Genomic DNA, 21,456 nt, shown 5'->3' on the forward strand with positions numbered 1-21,456 from the left:
TTCTGACCAAGAGGTCCCACCATGAACACGCTCCCCCGCTCCATCCTGTCGCATGCCGAATCCCTCCCCGAGGGCGGGTTGGTGTCGCCTAAGGAGTTTCTGCACCTTGGGAGCCGAGCTGCGGTTGATCAGGCCTTCTCGCGGCTGGCCAAGGAAGGCAAGTTGCTTCGGGTGGCGCGCGGCACCTACGTCACGCCGGTCTCCAGCCGATTCGGGACGCGCGCACCGGCTCCCGACAAGGTCGTGCAGTCCTTGGCTGCGCAAAGCGGTGAGGTGGTCACGCCACACGGCGCCAACGCAGCCAACGCGCTGGGCCTGACCCAGCAGGTGCCGATTCGCGAGGTCTATCTGACCTCGGGGCGCAGCCGCAAGCTGAAACTGGGTCGCTACGAGGTGACGGTCAAACATGCCCCCCGCTGGATGCTAGCGTTGGGGACTGGCCAGGCCGGCGCGGCCGTGCGGGCGCTGGCCTGGATGGGCCCGTCGCATGTGAACGAGTCCCTGGCCGCCTTGCGGCGGACATTGCCGTCCACAGAATGGCAGGCACTGGCGTCGGGGCGTGCCGGCCTGCCCTCATGGATGGCCAGGGCGATTGGCGAAGAAGCGATTCGTGGCTGAGTCCTACTTCTCCCTCAGCGACGCAGATCGAGCCGAAGTCCTCGAAGTGGGCCGGGAGCGGACCGGCCGCCCGGCCCATCTGCTGGAGAAAGACGTCTGGGTCGTCTGGACACTCGGCGCGCTATTCGGATCACCGACCACGAGCGACTCACATGCACGCTTCGCGAGCTCCTCGACTTCCGCCAAGCGCTCACGAGGCACCAGCATGCGCGACGGTGCGACGCAGGTTTGCCCGGTGTTGCCCATCATTGACGTGACACCGTGGGTGACGGCCTTCGCGAGATCCGCGGTTGGAAGAATGATGTTGGCCGATTTGCCACCCAGTTCCAGAGACACACGCTTGCAGGATGCAGCGGCCGCCCTTGAAATGCTTGCACCAGCCGCGTTCGATCCGGTGAGTGAAACCATGTCCACCAACGGATGCGAGGCGAACACCTCTCCGAGCTGCGCGCCCTCCCCCTGCACGAGATTGAACACCCCGGCCGGGACGCCTGCATCGTGCAGGATCTCTGCCATCACCGCAGCAGAGTACGGAGCGTTCTGACTTGGCTTCAGCACCATCGTGCAACCCACGGCCAGCGCCGGGGCCAACTTGCAAGCGATCTGGTTGATTGGCCAATTCCACGGCGTGATCAGCACGCACACGCCCACCGGCTGCTGTTCGACATGGCCGCCGAGGTGCTGCAGGTCATCGCGGCTGACACCAAGCACCTGGGTGCGCGCATCGGCGCCACGCTGGTGTTGCACACCTGGGGCTCGGCGCTGACGCACCACCCCCATGTGCACGGCATCGTGCCGGGCGGCAGGCTCAAGCCCGACGGCACCACCTGGGTGGCCTGCCGGCCCGGCTTCTTCCTGCCCGTGCGCGTGCTCTCGCGGCTGTTCCGGCGGCGGTTCCTCGAAGGGCTTGAGCAGTTGCATCGCGCGGGGCTGCTGCAGTTCTTCGGCGAGCACGCGGCGCTGCAGGACGCCAAGGCCTTCGCCGACTGGCTGGCGCCGATGCGTCAGCAGGAGTGGGTGGTCTACGCCAAGCGGCCGTTTGCGGGGCCGCAGGCAGTGCTGGCCTACCTGTCGCGCTACACGCACCGCGTGGCCATCTCCAACAGTCGCCTCGTCGCCGCGGACGCAAGCGGCGTGACCTTCCGCTGGAAGGACTACCGTGCCAAGGGCGATGCCAAGGGGAAGGTGCGCCACAAGACCATGACGCTGGCGCCCCAGGAGTTCATGCGCCGCTTCCTGCTGCATGTGCTGCCCGGGGGCTTCCATCGCATCCGGCACTACGGCCTGCTGGCCAATGGCAACCGGCGCGACTGCCTGGCCTTGGCGCGTACCGCGCTGCAGGCCAAGGTTGAAGTGCCCACTGGCGAGCCGGCGGCGCGAGCGCCGGCCTTCGTCTGCCGGCACTGCGGGCAGCCACTGCTCATCGTCGAGTTCGTCCCGCGCGAGCGAGCCTCGATCCGCGCGCCCCCATCATGAGCAAAGGCACGACGATCCGGCACCAGCAAGCACCGGCCTTTCTTCTTCGCAAGCCCGTGCGGGGCGAGCTTGTGTCGTCTGGTAGTGTGCCGCGTACAACGACGTGGGCGAGCCATGCACCACGACATGCGGGAGTCCATCGCACCCGCTCAGACAGCGGCCTCGCGTCCTTCGCGGCCGTCGACATGCGCGCAACTGCGCTGCGTCGGCGCGGACTCAACGCCGAATCGCCATAGCAACGATGCCTCGACAACCGTTGCCACATGCGCCGCGGTTTCCTCCCTAGAGGTTTATCCAACACCTGCCCTCAAGTCGGTTTGACGCGCAGACCTGCCCAGCGCGACGGGCAGGTGTCGGACAAACCTCAACTATTGCTGACTTTCGCAAACGCGCTGTAGGGAACGAGAACTGTGTGGCTCCGGCCCGCGGCAGCGCCTGTACTAGCTCAGTCAGCAAGCAAGACCTCGATCCGCTCGCCCAATTTGGCCCAAGCTTCCCGCTTCTCCGCCGCGTAGTCGTGATGCAGGTAGGCCCGGCGGACGCGACTGCCAGCCATCACGTGGTTCTGGCATCGATCGATCAGATCGAGTGACACACCCAACTGCTGCATCATGGTGGCGCCGGTGCGGCGCAGGTCATGCGGAGTCCACGCACCCGCCCTTCCGCCGGACAGCGTGAGCGAGTTGTCATGCTTACGGTTCTTCAACGGCCCGGCTCGATTCTTGAACTGCATCTGCCGGTCGCCGATCTGCTTAGACACGCTCTTGACGCAGACATGATCAGTCGGCGCATTGCCTCTCGCCGCGCGCGCCGGAAAGCAGAACGCCGTGTCGCCGGTCAACTCGTGCAGAGCCGTGAACTGCCTCCGTGCGAATGGCGACAGATAGACCTTCCAGTTGACGCCCGTCTTGGTGTTCTCCGCTGGGACAAACCACTCACCGGCGGTTAGATTGACATGCTCCCACCGTGCCTTCAGCAGCTCCCCGATGCGACAAAGCGTGCCAAGACAGATCCACAGCGCGAGCTGCGTTTCCTTCTTCACCGGACGGTCAACGTCGTATTTCGCTCCCGCCGGCGCGGCGGCGTAGGCCGCTTCCATGGCTGCCAGCTTGGCTCGCAACTCGCGCAACTCGTCGGCAGACAACACGCGATCGCGCTCGGCGTCCGGATCGCATCCGTGCGGCAGCAGCTTCGTCAGCTCGACCAACTTCGTGGGGTTGCCCTCGACCATGAGCGCACGCCACGGCTTTCGCGCCTCCGCCCAGGCGAACAGCTGCACCATGTCGGCGTAGACCCGTGAGGCCATCCGGTAGGTGCCGCGGCCGATCACGGCGCGCAGCACCGCGCGAATGTCGCCCTCATCCACCCTCCGCACTGGCTTGTCACCGATCAGCGGCAGCACGTCTTTCTCGAAGCTGCGCTGCAACTCGGCGTTGTTATCCGCCCGCTTTACACCGTCCCGCAACCATGCCTCGAACATCGAGCGAAGTGGGAGATCCTCGGCCTGCTGGCGAGCGGCCTCCGCAATCGTAGCCTCGACTGTGGCTTGGGCCTCGATCTTGGCGGCGCGCTTGGCATCGCCCGGACTCACGCCGGTCTTCACGAGCGCTCTAGCCCGGTCACGTTCAGCGCGAACGCCTGCGAGAGTGACGTCGGGCCAGGTTCCACAGTAGTGCTTCACCCCGGCCCCACGCCATTTGTACCCGTACTTGAAGCTGATGCTGACCCTGCCATCTGAGGCTACGCGCACCTCACCCGTCAGTCCTTCGCCGTCGGCAACGTAGTCGCCCTTCCAGCTTGGCGGGATCGCCTTCAAGCCTAGTTCGGTCCAGCGGCTTCCCTTGCCTTGCTTCGGATATCGAGTCATCGCCATCAACATCTCCAGGGGGATACCCAGGGGGATACCGGAAGCGGGCTTTACCGGCATCTTGCGGCACATTGCGGGACAAATATCGCCCGGAAAAATTAGCCACAACACATTGATTTTAAACGATAAATTCACAACACACAGACTCAGCGCCCATGGCTTGAAAAATTGCCAAAATACCCCTATATTTCCATGGGGTGCAAGGGGTAGCGAGTTCGAATCCCGCCGTCCCGACCATTTAAAATCAACGGGTTAGCTCACAAAATGGGCTAACCCGTTTTGATTTCCGGCGACAGAATCACGAAGCTGGCGACAGAATCGGCGACAGAATTCCTGAGTCTTGGGAGCGCCGCAGCTCGTGACCCACTCAAACGCGTCGCGTCGATGGGCTTAATCCCACAAAATCAACTCGGGTATTCGCCGCAATTCGTGCTGCGCGCCCCTGGCTACTTCCCAGTGCGACGGGCCGCGAATTAGTTGTGCAAATTTCTATGATGCACAAACTAATCGTGAGGCCTTGATTTCGAGGTTGTCGCTTCAGTAGGATGGTTGACATGGGCCACCCAGGACACGTCACTGCCAGCCGTCTCATCTACCGTGCCGCCGGCGCGGCTGTGATGGCGGCCGCCTTCATCGGCGTGCTGGGGATGCTCGGCCTGGCTCTTGGGCTGCTACCTGTGGCCGCTCTAGGCAACCTACTCCTTGCGGTCATCATCCTGGCTTGGCTGCCTGCCGTCGCAGGCGTCCATGCGGCGGAATCGGTCCGGCGTGGCGGGTGTGTCATGCCCGCGCCGAGGTTTGCCTTCGCCCCCTTGCTGCCTCAAGCTTTTGTCAGCCGTGTGCTGGCGCCATCAGCGCCGCCACCGCGAGCCCGTCTCTGACCTTCTTTAGCGCCCTGTCATCAGCAGGGCTCATAGGCGCAACGCGCCTCAGAAAGATCAGAGATGACCCATGGATATCACTTCCCCGGCTGGCAGCTACCAGCCCAGGCTAACTGACCCGTCGCTGCCAATCACGGCGCAGCTCGAGGAGTTGCGTCGCCTAAAAATTGACGTGGTCTGCAGCCTCGTCCAGCTCAGCCGCCAACAAATCTACAAACTCATCGCCCGAGGCGCCTTCCCCTCACCCGTGCGCGGCCAAGGCCCCGGGGCGAATTCGTCCCGCTGGGTGGCGCGAGACGTGCGGGACTGGCTCCTCGGCGAGTGGCAGCCTGACAGTGTCAGGGGCGCACGATGAGTGCCAGGAAGCTCCTCGTCCCGCTGGACCAAGCCCTCGCTGCCGGCGCCCTTGATGTGACCAAGCAGGCGCTGCACAACTCTCGCTGGCGCTGGAAACGGGCGTGCCTGCTGGCAGTAGAGGAGGGACGCGAGCCACCCTCAAATCCTTGGCCCATCATCCATGACATCAGCGCCAAGGGGCGCGGCCATCAGCTCATGGTCGACGTCGTCGACGGCGAGCTCTTCATGCTGCGGCAGCGCCGTCGACCCAGTTGCGCTGCGCGGATGGCCATGCTGCAGATGCAGGATGAGCATGAGCGCGAGAGGAACTGCACGTGACGCCCCGCGGGAGCCCCGCCAAGAGGGCCCGGCCAGGTAGTCCGTCTGTCAAAAATCGTGGCGCCATCATCAAGGTCAGACGCCCTGAGCAGCGCTTCTCAGTCGTGCCTGATGCGCTGATCACCGACCGCTCGCTGACCACAGATGCAAGGGTAGTGCTGATCTACTTGGCCGGTCGGCCAGATGACTGGATGCCGATGGTCGGGGACATCTGTGGCAGCCTAGGAATCAGTGACTACAAGTGGCGCGGGGTGAGGGCCAGCCTGAAAGAGGCCGGCATCCTGACGCACCAGATGCGCAGCCTTGGGCGCGCCTGCCTGGAGTGGGATTTCGAGGTAGATCTAACGCGCTATTACTGACGATCCGACTGTTTACACCCGTTGGTTTTCAACGGGTGTATTTCACCTGGTGTATGGCAACGCATAACCAGTACTAACCAACATAACTAGTCACCATTGGGGCTGCGCCCCTTGCCCCCGCTGGGGGCTGCGCCCCTGAGAAGAGGGTCTTTAAACGCGGGGGAGGGTGTGGGCAAGTCCACACCGCGCAGCGGCCGTCCACAGCCGCCAGGCTGTGCCCCGAAGGGGCGCCGCAGGCGGGCGGGGACTTGTCCAGCACCCGCGGGGTGCGCGGCCCCCGGGCGGCCCAACGGGCCGCTTTGGTCGGTGGTTAATCAACCAGCGCGCGAGCGCGACGGCTGGGCGGCGGCGGTGCCGCCGAGGTCTTGAGGATGGGGCCAGCTGCCAACAGCCCCAACCCTTGGATCCACTGCCATGGCGGCTACAGGGCCACCAGGCGGCGCCGAGGCCCCGCGCTGCACCGACCCCATTGGGCTGCAACTGATCGCCCATCAGCGTCGCGATTTGACCCCTTGGCGAGGCTTTTCACATCGCCATCGACCGATGCAGCAGCCCCGCCGCTGCCTTTTGAGGCCAGCGATGCACCAACCGATTCCCAGATCGACGAGTACATCAACGACCTGGAGCGCGTCGCCTTCCCAGGCCTCGAGCGCGATCAATACAACTGGTTGGTCGTCGAGCACCGCGACGAGGACGGCGGCGTCCACCTCCATTACCTGGTACCAATGATCGAGCTCAGGAGCGGCCGCCAATACAACCCAGCGCCGCCAGGCTGGGCAGCCATGGGCTACGACGACCTTCGCGACACCTGGAACGCACGCGAAGGATGGGCGCGGCCGGACGACGGCTCGCATGCCCGCCTTGTGCAGCCAGGCCGCTACGCCTATGTGACCGCCGAGCAGCTGCGTGCCGGCCTCGAAGTTGAGCCCGACGCCAACCCGCGCGAGGCGATCGGCGCCTGGGTGCTCGACCAGATTGGCCAGGGCAAGTTCACCTGCAACCGCGCCGGCGTCACGGCTGCGCTCAGCCAGCTCGGCGACGTGACACGCGCCAACGCCGACTTCATGACCTTGAAATTGCCCGGTGCACCTAAGGGGCTGCGCTTGAGGGGAGAACTGTTCTGTGAAAACTTCGATCACAGCTGCCTTGAGCGGCATCAAGGAGCGGGAGCGGGCGACCAAGGAGGCGGAGGCGACCTCGCAACGCCAGCTCGCCGACCAGACCCACGAGCTGCTGCGCGCTCACAGAAGCAGCTTGATGAAGCTCTCACGCGACGAGCTCAAGCAAACCGCGAGAAGTTTGGCCGACCTGCAGGCCGTCGTCAGCGAGCAGTGCCAGGCGACCTCCAAAGAGATCCGCCGATGCCTGTTCTGGCCGATCGCCGCGACGGCGATCACGTGCATGGCACTGCTGCTGGCCAGCGGGCTGACCTCCTGGGTGATCGTGAAGAACGCCCGGATGGAAGCGACGAAAGCCGAAGCCCAGGCCCAGGAGACGCGCCGCCAGACGGCGGCACTGGAGGCGCAGTTCTGCGCGAGCCCGGCTGGTCGCAGGTACTGCCACCCCAACCCCACCAAGTAGTCAGAAGGAAGGCGTCAGATGAGCTATCCCACAGAAATCGAAGGCCTGCTGGCGCAGGCCGAGGCCGAAGCAACCGGGGCGAGCGGTACCCGCTCAGCCCACCCCAGCGCGCCGCCCGTGCTCGAGCTGCGGCCCAGCTTGGCCGTCCTGCCGGAAGGCCAGTCAGTGCCATCCAGCACCTGCGTCACCTGTCCGTCGTGCTTAGCCATGCGGGACGCGGAAGGGCCGTCCCTGTACTGCCGAATCACGCATTCATTTACGTGGAGGGCAGGCAAGGACAACCAGGGCAACCAGGGCGAGCAGTGGCCGCTCCTGGACTGCGACATGAAACACCTCCCGCCGGAGGCCTGACCCCGGCTTCGCTCCCAAGACTTTCAACCTCCCTGCCCACAAAGGCTCCACTCATGGAACAGCTTGACCAAGCCCACCGCCCGTCACCTCAGGTCCTCGCCGAGCTCATCGGCCAGCATCGATCGCCGCCGCCGAACGCATGGCGCGATCGGTTGGATCAAGCCCAATCGTTGCGGGACAAGGCCCAGATGCTGCTTGCGCAGTCCAGCGCGGCCCAGCAAGCCGGCCATCAAGACAAGGCGGCCGAGCTGGTCCAGCAGGCCGCGGCACACGAGATCGCCGGCACGCTGCGTGCAATGACGCCGCGGCAGCTCGACGCGCTGTCCCGCGAGGCCTGGGCCGAGATCGCCGCCAGCACCGACGAGGAGCGTGAAGCCGAGCTGCGTCTGGGCGTCTCGCTGCTGGACGTCGTCAGGGCGCTGCTCCGCAAGCTGGTGCTCTGGCTCACGTTCAACCAGGTTGACATCGGCGGTCCGGTCGCCGCTGCATCGACTCAGCAGAAGCGTGCGGCCGAAGAGGGCGCGCTGGACATGCTCCGTGCCGGCATCAATGCCGAGCTGGCAAATCGCGCCGACGCGCGAGGTCAGGCGTTTCTCGATGCGCGGAAGTCGACCGCAGTCGACACGGTTGCCGCGCCGGTCGCGCAGCCGGCGCCGCCCTACGAGATCAAGAAGACCTTCGACGCCCGCCAGCCTGCGCCCGCGCCGGTCGAGGACGCCGACGAAGAGCTGGAGCTGCGCCACTCGGCGCCAAAGGAGTGAGCCGTGCAGCGACGCAATCCTCACCAAAAAATCTATCGCGGCATGAGCCTTGAAGAGTTCGTGGCCTTCAAGCCCGCGCCTGTGGACATCGAGTGGCCTTCTGATGCGGTAAATCTCAGTGACGCGGCGCTGGTGGCCCTTGCAGTCGACCGGTTCGAGGCTGTCTATTGGGCTTGGTCGGACCGCCGGGCTCACTTTCACGAGTTCGGCGGCGGTGAACCGCTAGCTTTCGACCATGCTGACGGCTTCTGGGCATCGATTCGCACCCCGCCTGACGAGCGGACAGCGACAAGGCCTGGCGGGCCGTCAAGACCGGCCTCTGCAAGTACCTGAACGTGGAGATGACGCCCACAGGCAATTGCTCAATCGGCCAGAGCGTGGTGGCGTGGACTGTTGGCCAGGCTGGCGACTCGACCGGCACCATCGACCCCATCACGACCTTCAAAAATATCGGCGACTGGATGGTGACCGCTGGCGAGGGCCTTGGTCTCGCTGTCGCGTATGTCAAGGGCGCGGAACAGACCGCGTGGGCCAAGGCCGCCGACGCCGCCACCGGTCTGATGCCGCCCGTCGGCGTCGTCGGTACCGCAGTCGCAACGGCAAAGGGCGCGCTCACGATGGCGGTCGAAACCCTGCCGACGGTTGCCTTCGGGATGGTCGGCGTCGGCACGATCCTGGCCGTCTATTTGCCCATGCTGCCAGCCCTGAACTGGCTCGGCGCACTTGTTCAATATTTCGTGGTCGTGGTTGAAGGTTTGGTAGCGGCGGGCATCGGCGCCCTCGCGCACATGGAGGCGGATGGGGAGGGCATGGGCCCTCGCACCGAGCGCTTCTACATTTTCCTTCTCAATGCGCTGTTGCGGCCGGCATTGATGCTGTTCGGCTTCTTCACAGCGGCCGCGCTGAGCACGGCCCTTGCGACGCTCTTTGCGAAGACCCTGTTTCTCCCAGCCATGGCCTCGGCCCAGGGGAACAGCCTTACAGGGATGCTGGCCTGCGTTGGCTACATCCTGGTCTTCATGCTGGGCCTGTGGTCGGTGGTCCAAGGCTTGTTTGCCATGACCCACCTCATGGCGGACCAGGTCCTCGGCTACCTTGGCGCTGGTCACACCAGCGACCTCGGCAAATCGACCGAGGAGCGCACGCGCAGCGTGTTCATCCCCAGTGTCCGCGGCGCTGCGCAGCGGATCGGTATGGGAGGCCTGGGCGGCCGCGATCGTGGCGACCGCGGCGGTCGCGGTGCTGGCAAAGAGCCTGGGAAGGCCTCCGAGAAGTGACCTGGGCCGGCTCGGCTGGGGCCCCAACCGAAGAACTCACCGAGGTGGATTCATGAAGAAACCCAACAGTCTCAAGACGGCAGTGCTGGCCGCTGGCCTGGCGGCGGCGCCGATCAGCGCCCATGCGTTGTGCGACACCTGCAGCGCCGTCGTTGAAGCGACATCGGCGCTGTTGTCGGCGATCAACAGCGCCGCGACAGCGGCCTCGCAATCGATCAACCTGGTCATCACGATGGCCATCAAGGGTGCGGCCGCAACGGTCACGACCTCGGTCAGCCGCGGTGCCGAGCTGCAGGCCGATGCCGTCAACCGCGTGGTCCACAGCAACGAACGCGCCAAGCAGGAGGGCCGCTACCAGTACACCGACCCGTGCTCGGTGCCGGCCGCCGCGCAGGGCATGGCCGAGGTGATGGGGACCACCATCCTGTCCACGGCATCCCTCGGCTATGGCGGCAGCCGCGGCGGCGGCTCCCTTGGCGGCTCGATGAAGCGCGTCGTCGACGAGGCGACGGGCAAGGCGCCGGCGCGCGACCCGGGCAACACCGCCCTCTCCGCCGCCAAGGGAGCGTGCGAGACCTTTGCGTCGAGCTTCGGCAATGCGATGCGTGCCAGCATCTGCCAGACGGCTGGATTTACGCCCTCGAACACCAGTGGCTACGCGGATGGCGACGTGAGCGCTGAGACCCTCGTCTACGGTCCCCAGAAGACCGGCCAGGCCATGCGCATCCGCCGCACGCTGGATCCCGACGGCAAGGACCTCGACGTCGTGAACTCCTACCTGCGCAATCTCAGCTCGCCGTTGCAGATGCGCGACCTCAACAAGGGCGAGCTGGCTTCGGACGAGGGCAAGAAGTACATGGCCCTCAAGGACATCTACGACGCCCGCATGTCGATGGCCACCCACCCGATGCGTCGCAACATCGGGATGATGACGGCGAGCACCGCGTCCATCCCGATGCTCAACCAGCTGGTCCAGAGCCAGCAGGGCAACTTCGTCAAGACCTACCTGAACCGCGAGGCTCCGGGCTGGAGCAGCAAGGGCATCAGCGAGGACGAGTTGATGAACCTGGAGGTCACGCGCCGGTACATGAACATGGACTGGCAGACCCGCATGGCAGCCGCCTCGCCGGAAGAGGTCGCCCGCGAGCAGCTGCAGCTCACGGCCGTTCAGAAGGTGCTCGTACTGGGCCTGCAGCGCGAGACGCGCGAGAACGGGCTGCTGCTCGGTACGGTGACCGCCCGAGAGGGCTTCTATGGAGGTTTTGATGAAGAGCCAGTACATCGCCGCACTGCACTGATTTGACGCTGTCAGCTCAGGTAATTGTTTACTTACATGGAGTACCGCTGAAAATGCACACGAAATTCTTTTACACGGCCCTTCTGGCCGCGGGGTTGGCGTCCAGCTCGCTGGTGGCCGCTCAGAACGTCAACCTTCCGCTGCCCCAGATCTCGGGCGGCCGGCCCGTTGCCTGTTCCGGGGGATTCCAGGACAGCGCGTGCAACACCACCCTTCTGCGGTCCGCGCAGACCCCGCCGACATGCGCAAGCACTGATGGCTGGGTAACGGTGACTCCCGCGAAATGGGTGGGCTCGAAGTGGTCGACGCCGACCTGCAACTACACCGCGCCCCCGACTTGCCCGAGCGGCTACAACATGACCAGCGCCGCGATCTGGACCGGGGCTTCGTGGACGGCACCCGGCTGCCAACAGCCGCCGGCCCCGACATGCGGCAGCGGCTATGTCCAGACCTCGCCGCCGACCTGGACGGGCAGTTCGTGGAGCGCGCCGACATGCGCACCGAGTACGCCGGCTCCGACCTGCCCGGCCGGCTCCACGCAGACGACTGCGCCGACCTACAGCGGTGGCACCTGGGTAGGCCTGGTCTGCGCTCCGAACTCCCCCCAGCCGACATGCCCGGCTGGCACGACACAGACCGCGCCCGCGACCTGGAACAACACCACGAACAGCTGGAACGCTCCGAGCTGCACGCCGGTGACGCCACCGCCGGCGCCCACGTGCCCGGCCGGCTACACAATGCAGACGGCACCGGTCTGGGACGGAACCTCCTGGTCCTCGCCGACTTGCGTGCCGCCCGCGGTTCCGCCCGCCCCGACGTGCGCCAGTGGGTTCACGCAAACGACTGCGCCGACCTGGAACGGTAGCTCGTGGGTTGGACAAGTCTGTACTCCCGTCTCCCCCCCGCCACCTCCGGCTTGCGGCGCTGGCTACACCCAGACGGTCGCTCCGACCTGGAATGGCTCGGCCTGGGTGGGGCAGGTCTGCGCGCCCAACCCAGTGACGGCGCCGCCTCCGGCGCCCACCCCGGCCCCGCAGCCTCCGGCGCCGCCGCCGCCCGCACCCACGTGCCCGGCCGGCAGCACCCAGACGGTAGCCCCGACCTGGAATGGCTCGGCTTGGGTGGGACAGGTCTGCACAAGCGTGCCGGCATCGTGTGTGGTGCCGGGTTGGAAAACCATCCCGAGCGGATCGCGATATTGGTATGGCCTCAATAGTTCGGGCACGACGAGCTATGGGTTTCTGCCTCCGACCGTCGCAAGGGATGGGCGGCCCGCCTTCTGCACGAACTGGCGCGGTAGCGGCGACGAGAGCACCTGCAGCGATGGCACGCTCGTCGACGACCAAGCGGCGTGGGTCTGCACGACTTCCACTGGCACCTGGACGTACCTGTGATTTGAGAGCCTGACCCTGCTCCACCCAGGCGGTGGGGCAGGTGGCACGGCACCTACTCCAGACAGGGGGTCTGCTCATCCTCTGTCATTGGGGAGTCCGATGGCTACCGCTTGGTCGCTCTGCTTGGTGATGTCAGGAGCTCTGCGATCGGCACCTGAAGCGCATGCGCGATCTTTTCAATGTTGTCGACCGAGATGTTCCTGGCCTGGCGTTCAACGTGTCCGATGAAGGTCCGATGGAGGCCGGACTCCAGCGCCAGGGCCTCCTGGCTGAAGCCCCGCAGCGCCCTGAGCCGGATCAGATTGAGGGCCAGAAGCTCCCTGGCCGTGAACTTCTTCTCGCTGATCGGCTTGACTGCAGGCACGCCAAGCAGTGTTTACGTCGGTCGCTTTAGAGTCACCCGCGTTTGAGTCACATTCATACCGTTCACAAACGGATTTTCAGGAAGGAAAGACCAATGAGGAAGTTTTCTAGCGTGGCCATGATTTCGATCACCACGTGTCTCGCAGCGTGCGGGGGCGGCGGCGGCGCATCCGCCGCCGGCAGTGGCAGTCCTGTGGCGGTGGCCCCGTCCCCGACGCCAGCCCCGGCTCCGGCGCCTGCTCCAACGCCGCAGCCCGCCGCACCGAAGTGCCCGGCTGGCCAGACCGAAACGACGGCACCGACGTGGAATGGCTCGGCCTGGGTGGGTCAGGTCTGCGCGCCCACGCCTGTGGTGGCTTCTGCCGGCACACTGACGACCACCGTCGCGGCGGCAACCTACGCCGACAACAGCCTGCACCAATCCGCCTTCAACGCCTTGAACTTGGTGCGCAAGAACGCCGGCGCCGGCCTCGTGTCTCAGAACGCTGCGCTGGACACCTCGGCTGGCGCCCACGCCAAATACCTGACGACCAACATCGCCACGGCCTTCACCGTCAACGCCCACACCGAGGATCCGTCGAAGCCCGGCTTCTTCGAGGCGACCGTCGGCTTGCGCATGGCCAAGGCCGGCTTCAGCGCTGGCGGCTACTGGAGCGAAGTCATCGGCGGTACCGGCGCATCCCGCCAGGGCTCGGATTGCGTCCTGGGCCTGCTGGGCACGGTCTATCACGCAGCCGCCCTGCTGAACCAGTCCACCAACATCGGTATCGGCTTCGGCACGGACACGGCCAACATTCCGATGTGCGTGGCCGACCTCGGCGCGAAGTCGACTGAGAGCTACCCGCAGGTTGCGCCTTCCGGCCAGATCGTCGCCTATCCCTACGATGGTCAGACGGGCTTGTTCTACTCCTTCGACATCGCCTTCGAGGTCCCCCGCCCGCCGGTGGCCCTGTTCCCGAACGCCACGTCCGGCACCCCGGTCATCGTCAACATCCGCAACTCCGATTTCGTCAACTACAAGGCCGCTGGCACGCTGACCCCCGTCGTGACCAAGTTCGAGATCAAGGACGCCGGCGGCAACCTCGTCCCCGTGGGCATCCTGGCCAATTCGGGCATCACCGGTTCGGGCGTCTCGATGACCGCTGACGCGAATCTCAGCGAGGGCTTCGCGGTGCTGGTGCCGCTCTCCCCGCTGGCCAAGGGCGGGACCTACACGGTCACCTTCACGGCGACCTTGAAGACCGGTGGCGACCCGCTCACGAAGACCTGGCGCTTCGTGGCCGACCGGGATCGATAGTGGTGTCGTGGTCGGCGCTTGGCTGCCGGCCGTGAATACTGCCTGGACGCATGGAACGGCCCTTCGGGGCCGTCCTTTTTGGCAATGCGGGCCCAACTTGGCGGAAAAAATCAAACGCCAGGGGGAGGTTTCGCCATTTGGCGCAGAGGGCACCTGTCACAGTGGAGTCTTCAGCCCTCGCTGGCGCCAGTGACACCGCTAACTGCACTGCGAACAACTATGGCCAAGCGAGGCGCACTGATGTGTGCGTAATTCTGTGAAAGGAAAATATTAATGGATAGCTTGGCAGCCAATATAAGCATTGCAGCGCTAGGGGCTACTCTAATACTGGTGCATTTGATATATCAATCAGCCAGTATTGAATGGAAGACGCGGCCGTGGATTCCGTTGGTTGCTGGCGTAGTGGTGCTTCTCTTGGGTTACGGGCAGCATGTCTGGATCACTCAAATGGCTTCTGAAAAGACGGCTGCGGCAGTGCATATGACCTCAAGTGGGCATCCAAAGGAAGCAGCAGTGCTCATGGCACTTGCACTAGCTGATGAGCGTATAGCAAAGCTTCTAGAATTGGTTCAAATACCAATAGCTGTTTCATTAATAGCATCTTCGCTATTTGCGCGAGCGGATCATGTATTCAATGCAAAGGTTATCGAGTATGACGAGAGATATGCCGAGCTCGAGGAACGAGAACGGGAAATAGAAGAAGAAGACGATGCCCTTGGGCGTGATCTGGCGGAGGGGGTTCGTGGTCAGGGAGTGATTGACCGGTGGAAGCAGATTCGGCTGAAGCGTCTTGACCTATTTGATGCTCGCGAGGATCTGCAGGACGATTTCAGGGGTCTAATCGACGCGCGTCTGGTCCGCGGCAGCGTTCGCAAGCCTCGGCGTCGCAATCGAGGCAAGAAGTAACATCCAACCGAGAGGAGCGCAAGTCGTCGATTTTGCTAAGTCCGCGTCCTGGCGGCAGGTTGCGCTTCATGACCTGGCGGATGTGCGGCACACAACCAGTAGGGAGGGCCATGGGCTTCGACGCGTTGCAACCAAAGGACTGGATTGCGGTTTACGCCGCAGGGCTGTCGACGATTCTTGGCTTTGTCAAAGGCTGGGAGCTCTTTCGAGACCGCTTCCGCTTTGAGGTCAGCTACAGCTTCACGGGCGACGAGGATGAAGGGAACCGGATATTCATCCGGAACTTGGCGGGTAAGCCAATTATCCTGACGTATTGGGACCTTCTGTACTGCAAGGGGTACGGGCCATTCCGGACCTACGAGGGCATCTGTTCACCAGACTACTACTCCGGGGACACGCAAATCGGTGCGCATTCAACCCTGACACTGACTTTCTGCGAGGAGGATTACTTCGACTGGAGTCACAAGGTCCTGAAGGACCGTCGGATATTCATCAGGCTGCGCTTTGCTGGACGGGGCGAGTACACGCGGCTGGTGTACGCCGGGTCCTGAGTCGCGATGGGCGCGTTGGTTTGAATCGGCGAAGCCACGGGTACGTCGCCTGCAGGCGGTGGCGTCGTTGATTCCAGTGACACCGTCGCTGAACTCAGCGCCATCGACGGCAATGATGGTGACGTATCGTCAGCCGGGCGCGAATTGCCCGGCCGTCTCGGCGTTCGGACGTCAGCACATGATTGCGAAACAGCAGGACGTCGGGTTTTCAGCAGGGATGCTCGGTTCCCGCTGATGCCACCGATTGGCCGCCAAGGGCTAAGGAAGAAGATTTGACGCAGGCCTACTCGCCCTGGCCGCGGACGTCTTCACCATACTGCATGCGCCTCATGGCCACGGAAATCTCCGCCGATCGGGTCTCGGACGCGATCGTGGCGTCCAGCTGCTTGACGCGAGCGTCGGCGAACGCACGCACCTTCTCGCTGGCATCCTCAAGCCAGGGTTGAAGCCAGCGCCTGCGCGCCTGATTCAGCTCCACGAAGCCGAACTCCCCGTGCACCACCCCCGATTCGTCCATGACACGGCCCACGCGCCTCAGGAATTTGTCGCTGGGCTCCAGCCGGTCGACGACGGTGCGCAGGATGGGGTACAGAAACTCTTTCCCGCCATAGGCCTCAAGCAGCGCCAGCAGGAACGCGAGCTCCTCGTTGCCGCCGGCGCTCGCGATCTCCATAAGGCGTTCGGCCAACTGGCCGTCCACGGCAGGGAAGATCGACACGACGACCCGGGCACCCGAAAACGGGAAACGCAGCTTGTCTGCTCGGAACCAGTCGATAGCCTGGTGCAGCAGCAGCTCGGGCTGGGCTTCAAGCTGGGCGCGCAGCGCGTCCGGCAGCATGTAGAGCGAAAACGGCACAGGCTCGTAGCCGGCCGGCGCGGCCTCGGTTCTTCCGAGCGCGATCCGCTCGCCGATGAGCCGCAGCACGCTGATCGGGAAATGCTTGGCTACCGAGGCCATGATGTATTCGCAGTTCTGCTCGAGGTCCGGGCAACGGAGCAGCGCCTTCAGCAGGCGGTCGGAACCGGGCTCGTCCATGCCTTCGACGATGCCCTTATTCATCCACGAGGTCCAAGGGTGGCGCAACCAGTCGTACTTCCCGCTCGTTGCGAGAAACTCCACGGCTGGCAAGAAGACCTCGGCGATCAAGGTGCCAGGGTGTTTGTCGAATTGATTGGCGGCCGCTGTGCACGCAACGCTCACCGCGTGCATGTCGCCGGTCTCCATGGCACGGCGCAGGATCCGCTGCAGTGTGCCCTCGTCAAACGGATCGGCGATCCGCTGCTGCCACGCGAGCAACGGCAGGTTGAGGCCGTCGACCAGCCATTGGTCGGCGAGGGCGAGCGCCTGTGGCCGCATGGCGGTCCTCAGCACCCCGTTCAGCATCTCAGGTAGGAAGTTCTTCAGCGGACCTTCGACGCGCGCCAGATAGTCGAGCACGATGGCCGGCTTGGCTTCGGCCAACTGGCTTAGGAACTTGCCAAAGGCCGGGAACGTCGCCAGATCGCTCGCGTCCACACGAGAGAACCGGTCCAGGCGCTGAAACCAGGCTTCTTCAGTCTCCTCGGTCACCGAAGCGATCAGGTCCGGGAAGCGACTGTGTCGATATTCCTCGGCTCCGGTGTACTGGAAGTGCCTGTCGTCCCAGGCCGGTGGGAACACCGAGTTGTAGCCCACCAGGAGCTTGAAGATCCCGAACTCGGGGTCGGAATCGGCCACCTTTTTAAACCGCAGGGCTGCGGCGACAAGAGACGCCTGGGCCTCGACGAGCTGAGGCTTCGACCTCATGTCCGGCGGCAGCTCGACATAGATGTGATAGAGCCGATGGACCCAGGTTTCACAGGACTGCTTAAGCTCCAGGCTCAGCTCAGGCAATTGCGTGGTGTGAAAGCCGAGGATCTCCGCCGCGTTGGTCATGACCAACTGCTGCGCGTCGTCGCCGTAGCCGCCTTGGTACGGTACCTGGGTCGCAACCCACAGCGCCTGCAGGATGGCCAGGCGTTCTGGATCGGTGTTGGTCGTGACGAACAATCCTTGCAGGATGCGAATTGCGCGCGCTCTGACCGCCACCAACTCCGGGGTAGCGGCAAGCGTGCCGCGGTGGAATCTCACCTCAGTAGCGTGATGCGACGTGCAGCTGACCCCCAGGCCAAGCATGTCGCCCAGCATGGGCACCAGCAGGCGCCGGTTTGCCGCCCTATCCTGCAGCCCCAGGGCCTCCATCTGGTCGAGCAGCGCCGCCTGCACGCCGACTCCATAGCTGGCGATGCGGTAGTGGAACTTGGCCAACGCGTGCCCAAGTCCCACCACTGCCTTGGCTTCGTCGCCTTCCTGCGCCAAGCCATTCAGCGCGAGGGCCGCAGAGAACGTCTTGACGGGGTCGACGTACCGATAGAAGGTCAGGATCTCGCTGATGGGACCGAGCACATCCTTGAAAGTCTTCCCGCCTGACCTGCCGAAGGGGGTTACTACGACGCTCGTCGTCATGGTTCGGGCGGCCTCGGCGGCGACAATGAGCCGGTCGACGACCACCGGGTAAGAGGCCGACATATCGTCGTAGAGCGGCAACAGCACGTCCTTGAACCGCACCAGTGCGTCGAACCGCTCGTCGTTGCTGGTCGCCGCCACGATGGCATCCAGCGGCTTTTCATCCGCCAGCGTCTTGCCTTCCAGCAGGCGGTCGAAGTCGGCCGCGATCTTCTGGAACTCGTACCCGGCAGGCACCAGGTACTCCTGGGCGATCCGGCGCATGCGCGCCTTGATCTCGTCCAGGGTTCGCTTACCCATGGCATCGAGTTCGGGCGTCTTGTAGATGGTGTCGTGCGCCATCTCCGCCCAAGCATGGTTGAGGATGGTCTGAACCTGGATCTCGCACCGCATGCCTGCAAACTCGCGGAAGCCGGGTTGCGCTAAGCGCTCGGCGCTAAGCCTGACCACGAAGTGGTTCGAGGTGTAGAGCTCGGCATCTTCGTTGTCGTGTTCCGGGTGGTGGACCTTGACGTCGACGACCTCGAAATGCTCGTGGATCAGGCCCGAGTGCAGCAGCCGGCTGACATCCGTGTTGGTATAGAAAATGACCCGGCAGCCCGCCAAGTCCTTGATCTCGTCATCGATCGCCTTGGAGGCTTCAAGGTTGCGGTCGCGCAGCTTTTTCAGCAGCGACTCTGTGGTCTTTGCCCGGGACATGACCTGCTGCAGCCGGTACTGGCCATTGGCGCGGATCAGCTCGGTCAGGATGCCAGCAACAACCTCGGCCAGGGCTGCATAGGCGCTCTTGCCGTCGCGCTCGTATTCGGCGAAGTCCATCGTGAGTCCCGTTCTCTGCCGCGGAAGCGGCGCACGCCAGATTGTCAACTGGCAATACAGAGGCAGTGCGTGGCTTCGGGAGAAGGCTTGGCGAAGAAGCTCCTCGCGCACCTGGCGCGCGTCAAGGAGCTGATCGAAGCACGTCAGGTGGCGGCAATCGAAGCGGACGACGAGCTGCCTACGCGCCCTGCGGGTCGCAAGCAGGGGGCCGGGCAGGCCCGTCGCCCTGGCTGACAGCTGACAGGCATCTCCGAACCAAGGATGGTCCTAAGCTGGCGAACCAGCGGCTGCGTAATCGACACGGCCTGTGCCCTGCCTACAATGAAAGGCACATGAACGGGGGGGTGCATGGGGATTCTTAACGCATTTCGCACTGGCATCTTTGCTGCCCGGATTGCCGGGTGCCTTCTTGACCTTGGAATTGACGTAAAAAAGCTCGACGCACAGTGCGCCAAAATTCTTTACGAAATCGAATGCGAAAAGTCGAAAGAACTTTCACCGCATGAGGCTGCACTCTATTTTTTTGGCGCTGCACTCCCCTACCTCGACCCGGTCTGCTTCACTCTTCCCATTAGCAGTCAGGATCTCGCGCAACGCGCTGAGGTCATTTCGAACCAATGGATCAAAGCAGGGAAGATGCGACGCCCCATTCTCGAAGCGATTCTGAAAACGCTTCGTCGCGAGATGTAAGACGGAGCCAACCATCGGAGACGCTCCGTCTGTAAAACTTGCCCTTTCGGCCTGCGTCGAGCTCCTACGCCATGACGTGGCGCGCCTGGCGAAGAAGCGCCTCGCGCACCTGGCGCGCGTCAAGGAGCCGATCGAGGCGCGCCAGGTGGCGGCAGCCGAAGCGGACGATGAGCCGCCTGCGGCCCCTGCGGGTCGCAAGCATGGCGCCGGGCAGGCCCGTCGCCCTGGCTGCTAAATCGCCGGCTTTCGCGAGCCCAGGATGGCTCCGAGCTGGCGAATCAGTTCGCGCGCCATCGGCACCGCCACCGCGTTGCCTGCGTGTTTCATGGCCGCGCGATGCAGCGAGTGATGCTCGGCCCACTCGGGCAGGCCTTGCATGCGGGCGCCCCCGCTGGCGGTCAGGGTGACGCCCGGCCGGCGGAGTTCGGGCAATAGACGCGATAGCCCTGGCAGTTGAGGCCGTCGATGTGCCCGACCTTCACGCGCTGACCCTTGCGGGGCGCGCGCTTCGTGGTGTGGGGCGTGATGTCGGCCTCGGGGATGGTGGCCGGCAGATCCGCGTCCATGATGTCGGCCACGCAGGCCGTGGACTCCTGCTCCTCGGGGAACAGGTAGCCGACGATGGGGTCAAGGTCCAGGCCGACGCGGGTGCAGACGAGGATGGAGCGCTCGCGGCTCTGAGCCACGCCGAAGCCTGCCGCATTGAGCGCGCGATGCTGCACGCCGTAGCCAGCCTGCATCATCTGGTCGATCAGCTCATCGGGATACTTGCCGCCGTCCATGGTTAGGAATTGGCGCGCGCACTCGATGATGATGACCTTGGCGTCCACCTCGCCCAGCACGCGCATGGCGTGCTGGTAGGCCTTGGCCAGCTTGGGGTCGGCGAAGCCCAGCCCCTTGCCGGCGACGGAGGTGTGAGATGCACGATGCCGACTGCTAGGGCTTCTCCGGGCCGTACCACGAGTCCCAAAATGACTTGTCACGGAACCAGCTGTTGAAGGCCTTCGTCCGCCGATACGGCTCCAACACCTTCTCGGCCTGTGGAAACAGCCTCGCGTAGATGACGGCGAACTGACACATGAAGACGTTCAGCGCCATCAGTATGGACACCGCCATCTCTCTTTCTTTCTCTGGGGGGGCCTGCCCGATCTGAAGGACGGCCAGGTAGCTGGCGTGCGAGTAGCTGCACAGGAAGCCGTACAGCTGCTGGAAATAGCCGCTGTGGATGCCGCTCTCGCTGGCAAGCTGGGCCCAGCTCTTCGCACCGCGCCATTCGATGCGCTTGCCCGTGATGCGCCCGCGGGCCTCCTTGTCGAGCCCCTGAAAACGCGGATGCGCCTGGATCTCGGCGAGGAGCCGCTGAATCTCCAGGGCCTCGGCCGCGATGACCTCCTGAGCTTCCCGGGTGGTTGCGTTGAACGATTGCCGGTCGTTCAGGCCGGCGGCCGTCCAGATCAGGAACCTGAAATACCGCTCGTCTGGATCCTCTGCGCCATAGACGTGGCCGAAGGTCACGAACGTCTCAATCGCTGCTCGCACGATCGCGAAGATCGAGCCGAAGGGAAGGACGTCCAGGCCGACGCCTGGGATCGTCACACCCGGCAGCAGTGCGTAGGCTGCGTGGACATGGAAGAAAAACTTCTTGGAGATGGTGTGCCCGTGATAGAGCCAGCTGTCGCCCTCCGCGATAGCGACCTGGTCAAGCGCCTGGATCAGGTCTTCAAGCATGGCTAGGAACTCGGCGCCGTGCTTCAGCGCGTCATTGCGCTGGTCACCCTGCGGGAAAAACTGCGGGACATTCATGCGGG

Annotated in this window: 24 protein-coding genes and 1 pseudogene; 17 read left to right on the forward strand and 8 right to left on the reverse strand. The window is 64.2% G+C overall.

Annotation, left to right across the window (positions count from 1 at the left end; translation table 11 throughout):
• Positions 1–21 precede the first annotated feature (21 nt).
• Positions 22–618 carry a DUF6088 family protein gene (locus NYP07_RS09715; protein ID WP_268149801.1) on the forward strand — a complete coding sequence of 199 codons (597 nt, stop codon included), beginning with the start codon at positions 22–24 and terminating at the stop codon, positions 616–618.
• Positions 619–621: 3 nt separating this feature from the next.
• Here NYP07_RS09715 and NYP07_RS09720 read toward each other — a convergent pair whose 3' ends face one another.
• Positions 622–1,365, reverse strand: a complete 744-nt coding sequence (locus NYP07_RS09720; protein ID WP_420852383.1) for an aldehyde dehydrogenase family protein — start codon at positions 1,363–1,365, stop codon at positions 622–624.
• Between NYP07_RS09720 and NYP07_RS09725 the strand changes: the two are divergent.
• Positions 1,258–2,094: pseudogene (locus NYP07_RS09725) on the forward strand (IS91 family transposase); the annotation flags it as partial. The gene NYP07_RS09720 and the pseudogene NYP07_RS09725 sit on opposite strands and share 108 nt — an antisense overlap.
• Before the next feature lie 445 nt (positions 2,095–2,539).
• On the opposite strand, the gene NYP07_RS09730 reads toward NYP07_RS09725, so the two are convergent.
• Positions 2,540–3,967, reverse strand: a complete 1,428-nt coding sequence (locus tag NYP07_RS09730) for a tyrosine-type recombinase/integrase (protein WP_268149803.1) — start codon at positions 3,965–3,967, stop codon at positions 2,540–2,542.
• Positions 3,968–4,912: 945 nt separating this feature from the next.
• On the opposite strand from NYP07_RS09730, the gene NYP07_RS09735 reads away from it, so the two are divergent.
• The 3 genes from NYP07_RS09735 to NYP07_RS09745 all read left to right on the forward strand — a co-directional run bounded on the left by NYP07_RS09735 (position 4,913) and on the right by NYP07_RS09745 (position 5,876).
• Entirely contained in the window at positions 4,913–5,197 is a 285-nt protein-coding gene (locus NYP07_RS09735; RefSeq protein WP_268149805.1) for a helix-turn-helix transcriptional regulator, read from the forward strand.
• A complete protein-coding gene (locus NYP07_RS09740) occupies positions 5,194–5,517 on the forward strand; it encodes a hypothetical protein (protein ID WP_268149807.1) in 324 nt (107 codons plus the stop codon). Before NYP07_RS09735 ends, NYP07_RS09740 begins: the two co-directional genes overlap by 4 nt.
• Positions 5,518–5,621: 104 nt before the next feature.
• Positions 5,622–5,876 (forward strand): helix-turn-helix domain-containing protein, encoded by a 255-nt coding sequence (locus NYP07_RS09745; RefSeq protein WP_268149808.1) that lies wholly within the window; start codon positions 5,622–5,624, stop codon positions 5,874–5,876.
• 491 nt (positions 5,877–6,367) lie between these two features.
• Here NYP07_RS09745 and NYP07_RS09750 read toward each other — a convergent pair whose 3' ends face one another.
• Positions 6,368–7,036 (reverse strand): hypothetical protein, encoded by a 669-nt coding sequence (locus NYP07_RS09750; protein ID WP_268149810.1) that lies wholly within the window; start codon positions 7,034–7,036, stop codon positions 6,368–6,370.
• Between NYP07_RS09750 and NYP07_RS09755 the strand changes: the two genes are divergently transcribed.
• The 7 genes from NYP07_RS09755 (at position 7,023) to NYP07_RS09785 (ending at position 12,008) form a co-directional block, all read left to right on the forward strand.
• A complete protein-coding gene (locus tag NYP07_RS09755; RefSeq protein WP_268149812.1) occupies positions 7,023–7,457 on the forward strand; it encodes a type I-F CRISPR-associated protein Csy1 in 435 nt (144 codons plus the stop codon). The two genes, NYP07_RS09750 and NYP07_RS09755, sit on opposite strands and share 14 nt — an antisense overlap.
• An 18-nt stretch (positions 7,458–7,475) precedes the next feature.
• Positions 7,476–7,808 carry a hypothetical protein gene (locus NYP07_RS09760; protein ID WP_268149814.1) on the forward strand — a complete coding sequence of 111 codons (333 nt, stop codon included), beginning with the start codon at positions 7,476–7,478 and terminating at the stop codon, positions 7,806–7,808.
• Positions 7,809–7,861: 53 nt separating this feature from the next.
• On the forward strand, positions 7,862–8,569 hold the full coding sequence (locus NYP07_RS09765; protein WP_268149815.1) for a hypothetical protein: 708 nt from the start codon (positions 7,862–7,864) through the stop codon (positions 8,567–8,569).
• 3 nt (positions 8,570–8,572) lie between these two features.
• Complete coding sequence (locus tag NYP07_RS09770) at positions 8,573–8,902, forward strand: hypothetical protein (RefSeq protein WP_268149817.1); 330 nt, start codon at positions 8,573–8,575, stop codon at positions 8,900–8,902.
• Positions 8,903–8,910: 8 nt separating this feature from the next.
• Positions 8,911–9,846 carry a DotA/TraY family protein gene (locus NYP07_RS09775; RefSeq protein ID WP_268149887.1) on the forward strand — a complete coding sequence of 312 codons (936 nt, stop codon included), beginning with the start codon at positions 8,911–8,913 and terminating at the stop codon, positions 9,844–9,846.
• Positions 9,847–9,898: 52 nt separating this feature from the next.
• Positions 9,899–11,149, forward strand: a complete 1,251-nt coding sequence (locus NYP07_RS09780) for a hypothetical protein (protein WP_268149819.1) — start codon at positions 9,899–9,901, stop codon at positions 11,147–11,149.
• 277 nt (positions 11,150–11,426) lie between these two features.
• Positions 11,427–12,008 (forward strand): hypothetical protein, encoded by a 582-nt coding sequence (locus NYP07_RS09785; protein WP_268149821.1) that lies wholly within the window; start codon positions 11,427–11,429, stop codon positions 12,006–12,008.
• Between the two features lie 632 nt (positions 12,009–12,640).
• Here NYP07_RS09785 and NYP07_RS09790 read toward each other — a convergent pair.
• Complete coding sequence (locus NYP07_RS09790) at positions 12,641–12,901, reverse strand: helix-turn-helix domain-containing protein (RefSeq protein WP_268149823.1); 261 nt, start codon at positions 12,899–12,901, stop codon at positions 12,641–12,643.
• Between the two features lie 351 nt (positions 12,902–13,252).
• On the opposite strand from NYP07_RS09790, the gene NYP07_RS09795 reads away from it, so the two are divergent.
• From NYP07_RS09795 to NYP07_RS09805, 3 genes are all read left to right on the forward strand, one after another.
• Entirely contained in the window at positions 13,253–14,197 is a 945-nt protein-coding gene (locus NYP07_RS09795; protein ID WP_268149825.1) for a CAP domain-containing protein, read from the forward strand.
• A gap of 273 nt (positions 14,198–14,470) precedes the next feature.
• A complete protein-coding gene (locus NYP07_RS09800; protein ID WP_268149827.1) occupies positions 14,471–15,103 on the forward strand; it encodes a hypothetical protein in 633 nt (210 codons plus the stop codon).
• Between the two features lie 110 nt (positions 15,104–15,213).
• Positions 15,214–15,654 carry a hypothetical protein gene (locus NYP07_RS09805; protein WP_268149829.1) on the forward strand — a complete coding sequence of 147 codons (441 nt, stop codon included), beginning with the start codon at positions 15,214–15,216 and terminating at the stop codon, positions 15,652–15,654.
• 283 nt (positions 15,655–15,937) lie between these two features.
• Here the strand turns inward: NYP07_RS09805 and NYP07_RS09810 are convergent, their stop codons facing one another.
• Positions 15,938–18,958 (reverse strand): GTP pyrophosphokinase, encoded by a 3,021-nt coding sequence (locus NYP07_RS09810; RefSeq protein ID WP_268149831.1) that lies wholly within the window; start codon positions 18,956–18,958, stop codon positions 15,938–15,940.
• Between the two features lie 87 nt (positions 18,959–19,045).
• Between NYP07_RS09810 and NYP07_RS09815 the strand changes: the two genes are divergently transcribed.
• Positions 19,046–19,192, forward strand: coding sequence for a hypothetical protein (locus tag NYP07_RS09815; protein ID WP_268149832.1), 147 nt, complete (start codon positions 19,046–19,048; stop codon positions 19,190–19,192).
• A 114-nt stretch (positions 19,193–19,306) separates the two neighbouring features.
• Positions 19,307–19,648 carry a hypothetical protein gene (locus NYP07_RS09820; protein WP_268149834.1) on the forward strand — a complete coding sequence of 114 codons (342 nt, stop codon included), beginning with the start codon at positions 19,307–19,309 and terminating at the stop codon, positions 19,646–19,648.
• A gap of 231 nt (positions 19,649–19,879) precedes the next feature.
• Here NYP07_RS09820 and NYP07_RS09825 read toward each other — a convergent pair whose 3' ends face one another.
• From NYP07_RS09825 to NYP07_RS09835, 3 genes are read right to left on the reverse strand one after another with little or no spacing between them, the layout of a single operon-like run.
• Positions 19,880–20,026, reverse strand: a complete 147-nt coding sequence (locus NYP07_RS09825) for a DNA cytosine methyltransferase (RefSeq protein WP_268149836.1) — start codon at positions 20,024–20,026, stop codon at positions 19,880–19,882.
• A gap of 20 nt (positions 20,027–20,046) precedes the next feature.
• Positions 20,047–20,631: a DNA cytosine methyltransferase gene (locus NYP07_RS09830; protein WP_268149838.1), complete on the reverse strand. Its 585-nt coding sequence runs from the start codon at positions 20,629–20,631 to the stop codon at positions 20,047–20,049.
• Positions 20,585–21,451: a DUF5677 domain-containing protein gene (locus NYP07_RS09835; RefSeq protein WP_268149840.1), complete on the reverse strand. Its 867-nt coding sequence runs from the start codon at positions 21,449–21,451 to the stop codon at positions 20,585–20,587. The genes NYP07_RS09830 and NYP07_RS09835 overlap by 47 nt, the downstream gene beginning before the upstream one ends.
• Positions 21,452–21,456: the final 5 nt, after the last annotated feature.

Source organism: Pelomonas aquatica (assembly GCF_026712205.1).
Lineage (GTDB): Bacteria > Pseudomonadota > Gammaproteobacteria > Burkholderiales > Burkholderiaceae_C > Pelomonas > Pelomonas aquatica.

What these genes read in the sequence shown, in the direction of transcription:
- NYP07_RS09715 (WP_268149801.1), top strand. Translation starts at nt 22, where the DNA reads ATGAACACGCTCCCCCGCTCCATCCTGTCGCATGCCGAATCCCTCCCC.
- NYP07_RS09730 (WP_268149803.1), bottom strand. Translation starts at nt 3,967, where the DNA reads ATGGCGATGACTCGATATCCGAAGCAAGGCAAGGGAAGCCGCTGGACC.
- NYP07_RS09735 (WP_268149805.1), top strand. Translation starts at nt 4,913, where the DNA reads ATGGATATCACTTCCCCGGCTGGCAGCTACCAGCCCAGGCTAACTGAC.
- NYP07_RS09740 (WP_268149807.1), top strand. Translation starts at nt 5,194, where the DNA reads ATGAGTGCCAGGAAGCTCCTCGTCCCGCTGGACCAAGCCCTCGCTGCC.
- NYP07_RS09760 (WP_268149814.1), top strand. Translation starts at nt 7,476, where the DNA reads ATGAGCTATCCCACAGAAATCGAAGGCCTGCTGGCGCAGGCCGAGGCC.
- NYP07_RS09765 (WP_268149815.1), top strand. Translation starts at nt 7,862, where the DNA reads ATGGAACAGCTTGACCAAGCCCACCGCCCGTCACCTCAGGTCCTCGCC.
- NYP07_RS09775 (WP_268149887.1), top strand. Translation starts at nt 8,911, where the DNA reads ATGACGCCCACAGGCAATTGCTCAATCGGCCAGAGCGTGGTGGCGTGG.
- NYP07_RS09780 (WP_268149819.1), top strand. Translation starts at nt 9,899, where the DNA reads ATGAAGAAACCCAACAGTCTCAAGACGGCAGTGCTGGCCGCTGGCCTG.
- NYP07_RS09785 (WP_268149821.1), top strand. Translation starts at nt 11,427, where the DNA reads ATGGGTGGGCTCGAAGTGGTCGACGCCGACCTGCAACTACACCGCGCC.
- NYP07_RS09800 (WP_268149827.1), top strand. Translation starts at nt 14,471, where the DNA reads ATGGATAGCTTGGCAGCCAATATAAGCATTGCAGCGCTAGGGGCTACT.
- NYP07_RS09805 (WP_268149829.1), top strand. Translation starts at nt 15,214, where the DNA reads ATGGGCTTCGACGCGTTGCAACCAAAGGACTGGATTGCGGTTTACGCC.
- NYP07_RS09810 (WP_268149831.1), bottom strand. Translation starts at nt 18,958, where the DNA reads ATGGACTTCGCCGAATACGAGCGCGACGGCAAGAGCGCCTATGCAGCC.
- NYP07_RS09820 (WP_268149834.1), top strand. Translation starts at nt 19,307, where the DNA reads ATGGGGATTCTTAACGCATTTCGCACTGGCATCTTTGCTGCCCGGATT.
- NYP07_RS09825 (WP_268149836.1), bottom strand. Translation starts at nt 20,026, where the DNA reads ATGCAAGGCCTGCCCGAGTGGGCCGAGCATCACTCGCTGCATCGCGCG.
- NYP07_RS09835 (WP_268149840.1), bottom strand. Translation starts at nt 21,451, where the DNA reads ATGAATGTCCCGCAGTTTTTCCCGCAGGGTGACCAGCGCAATGACGCG.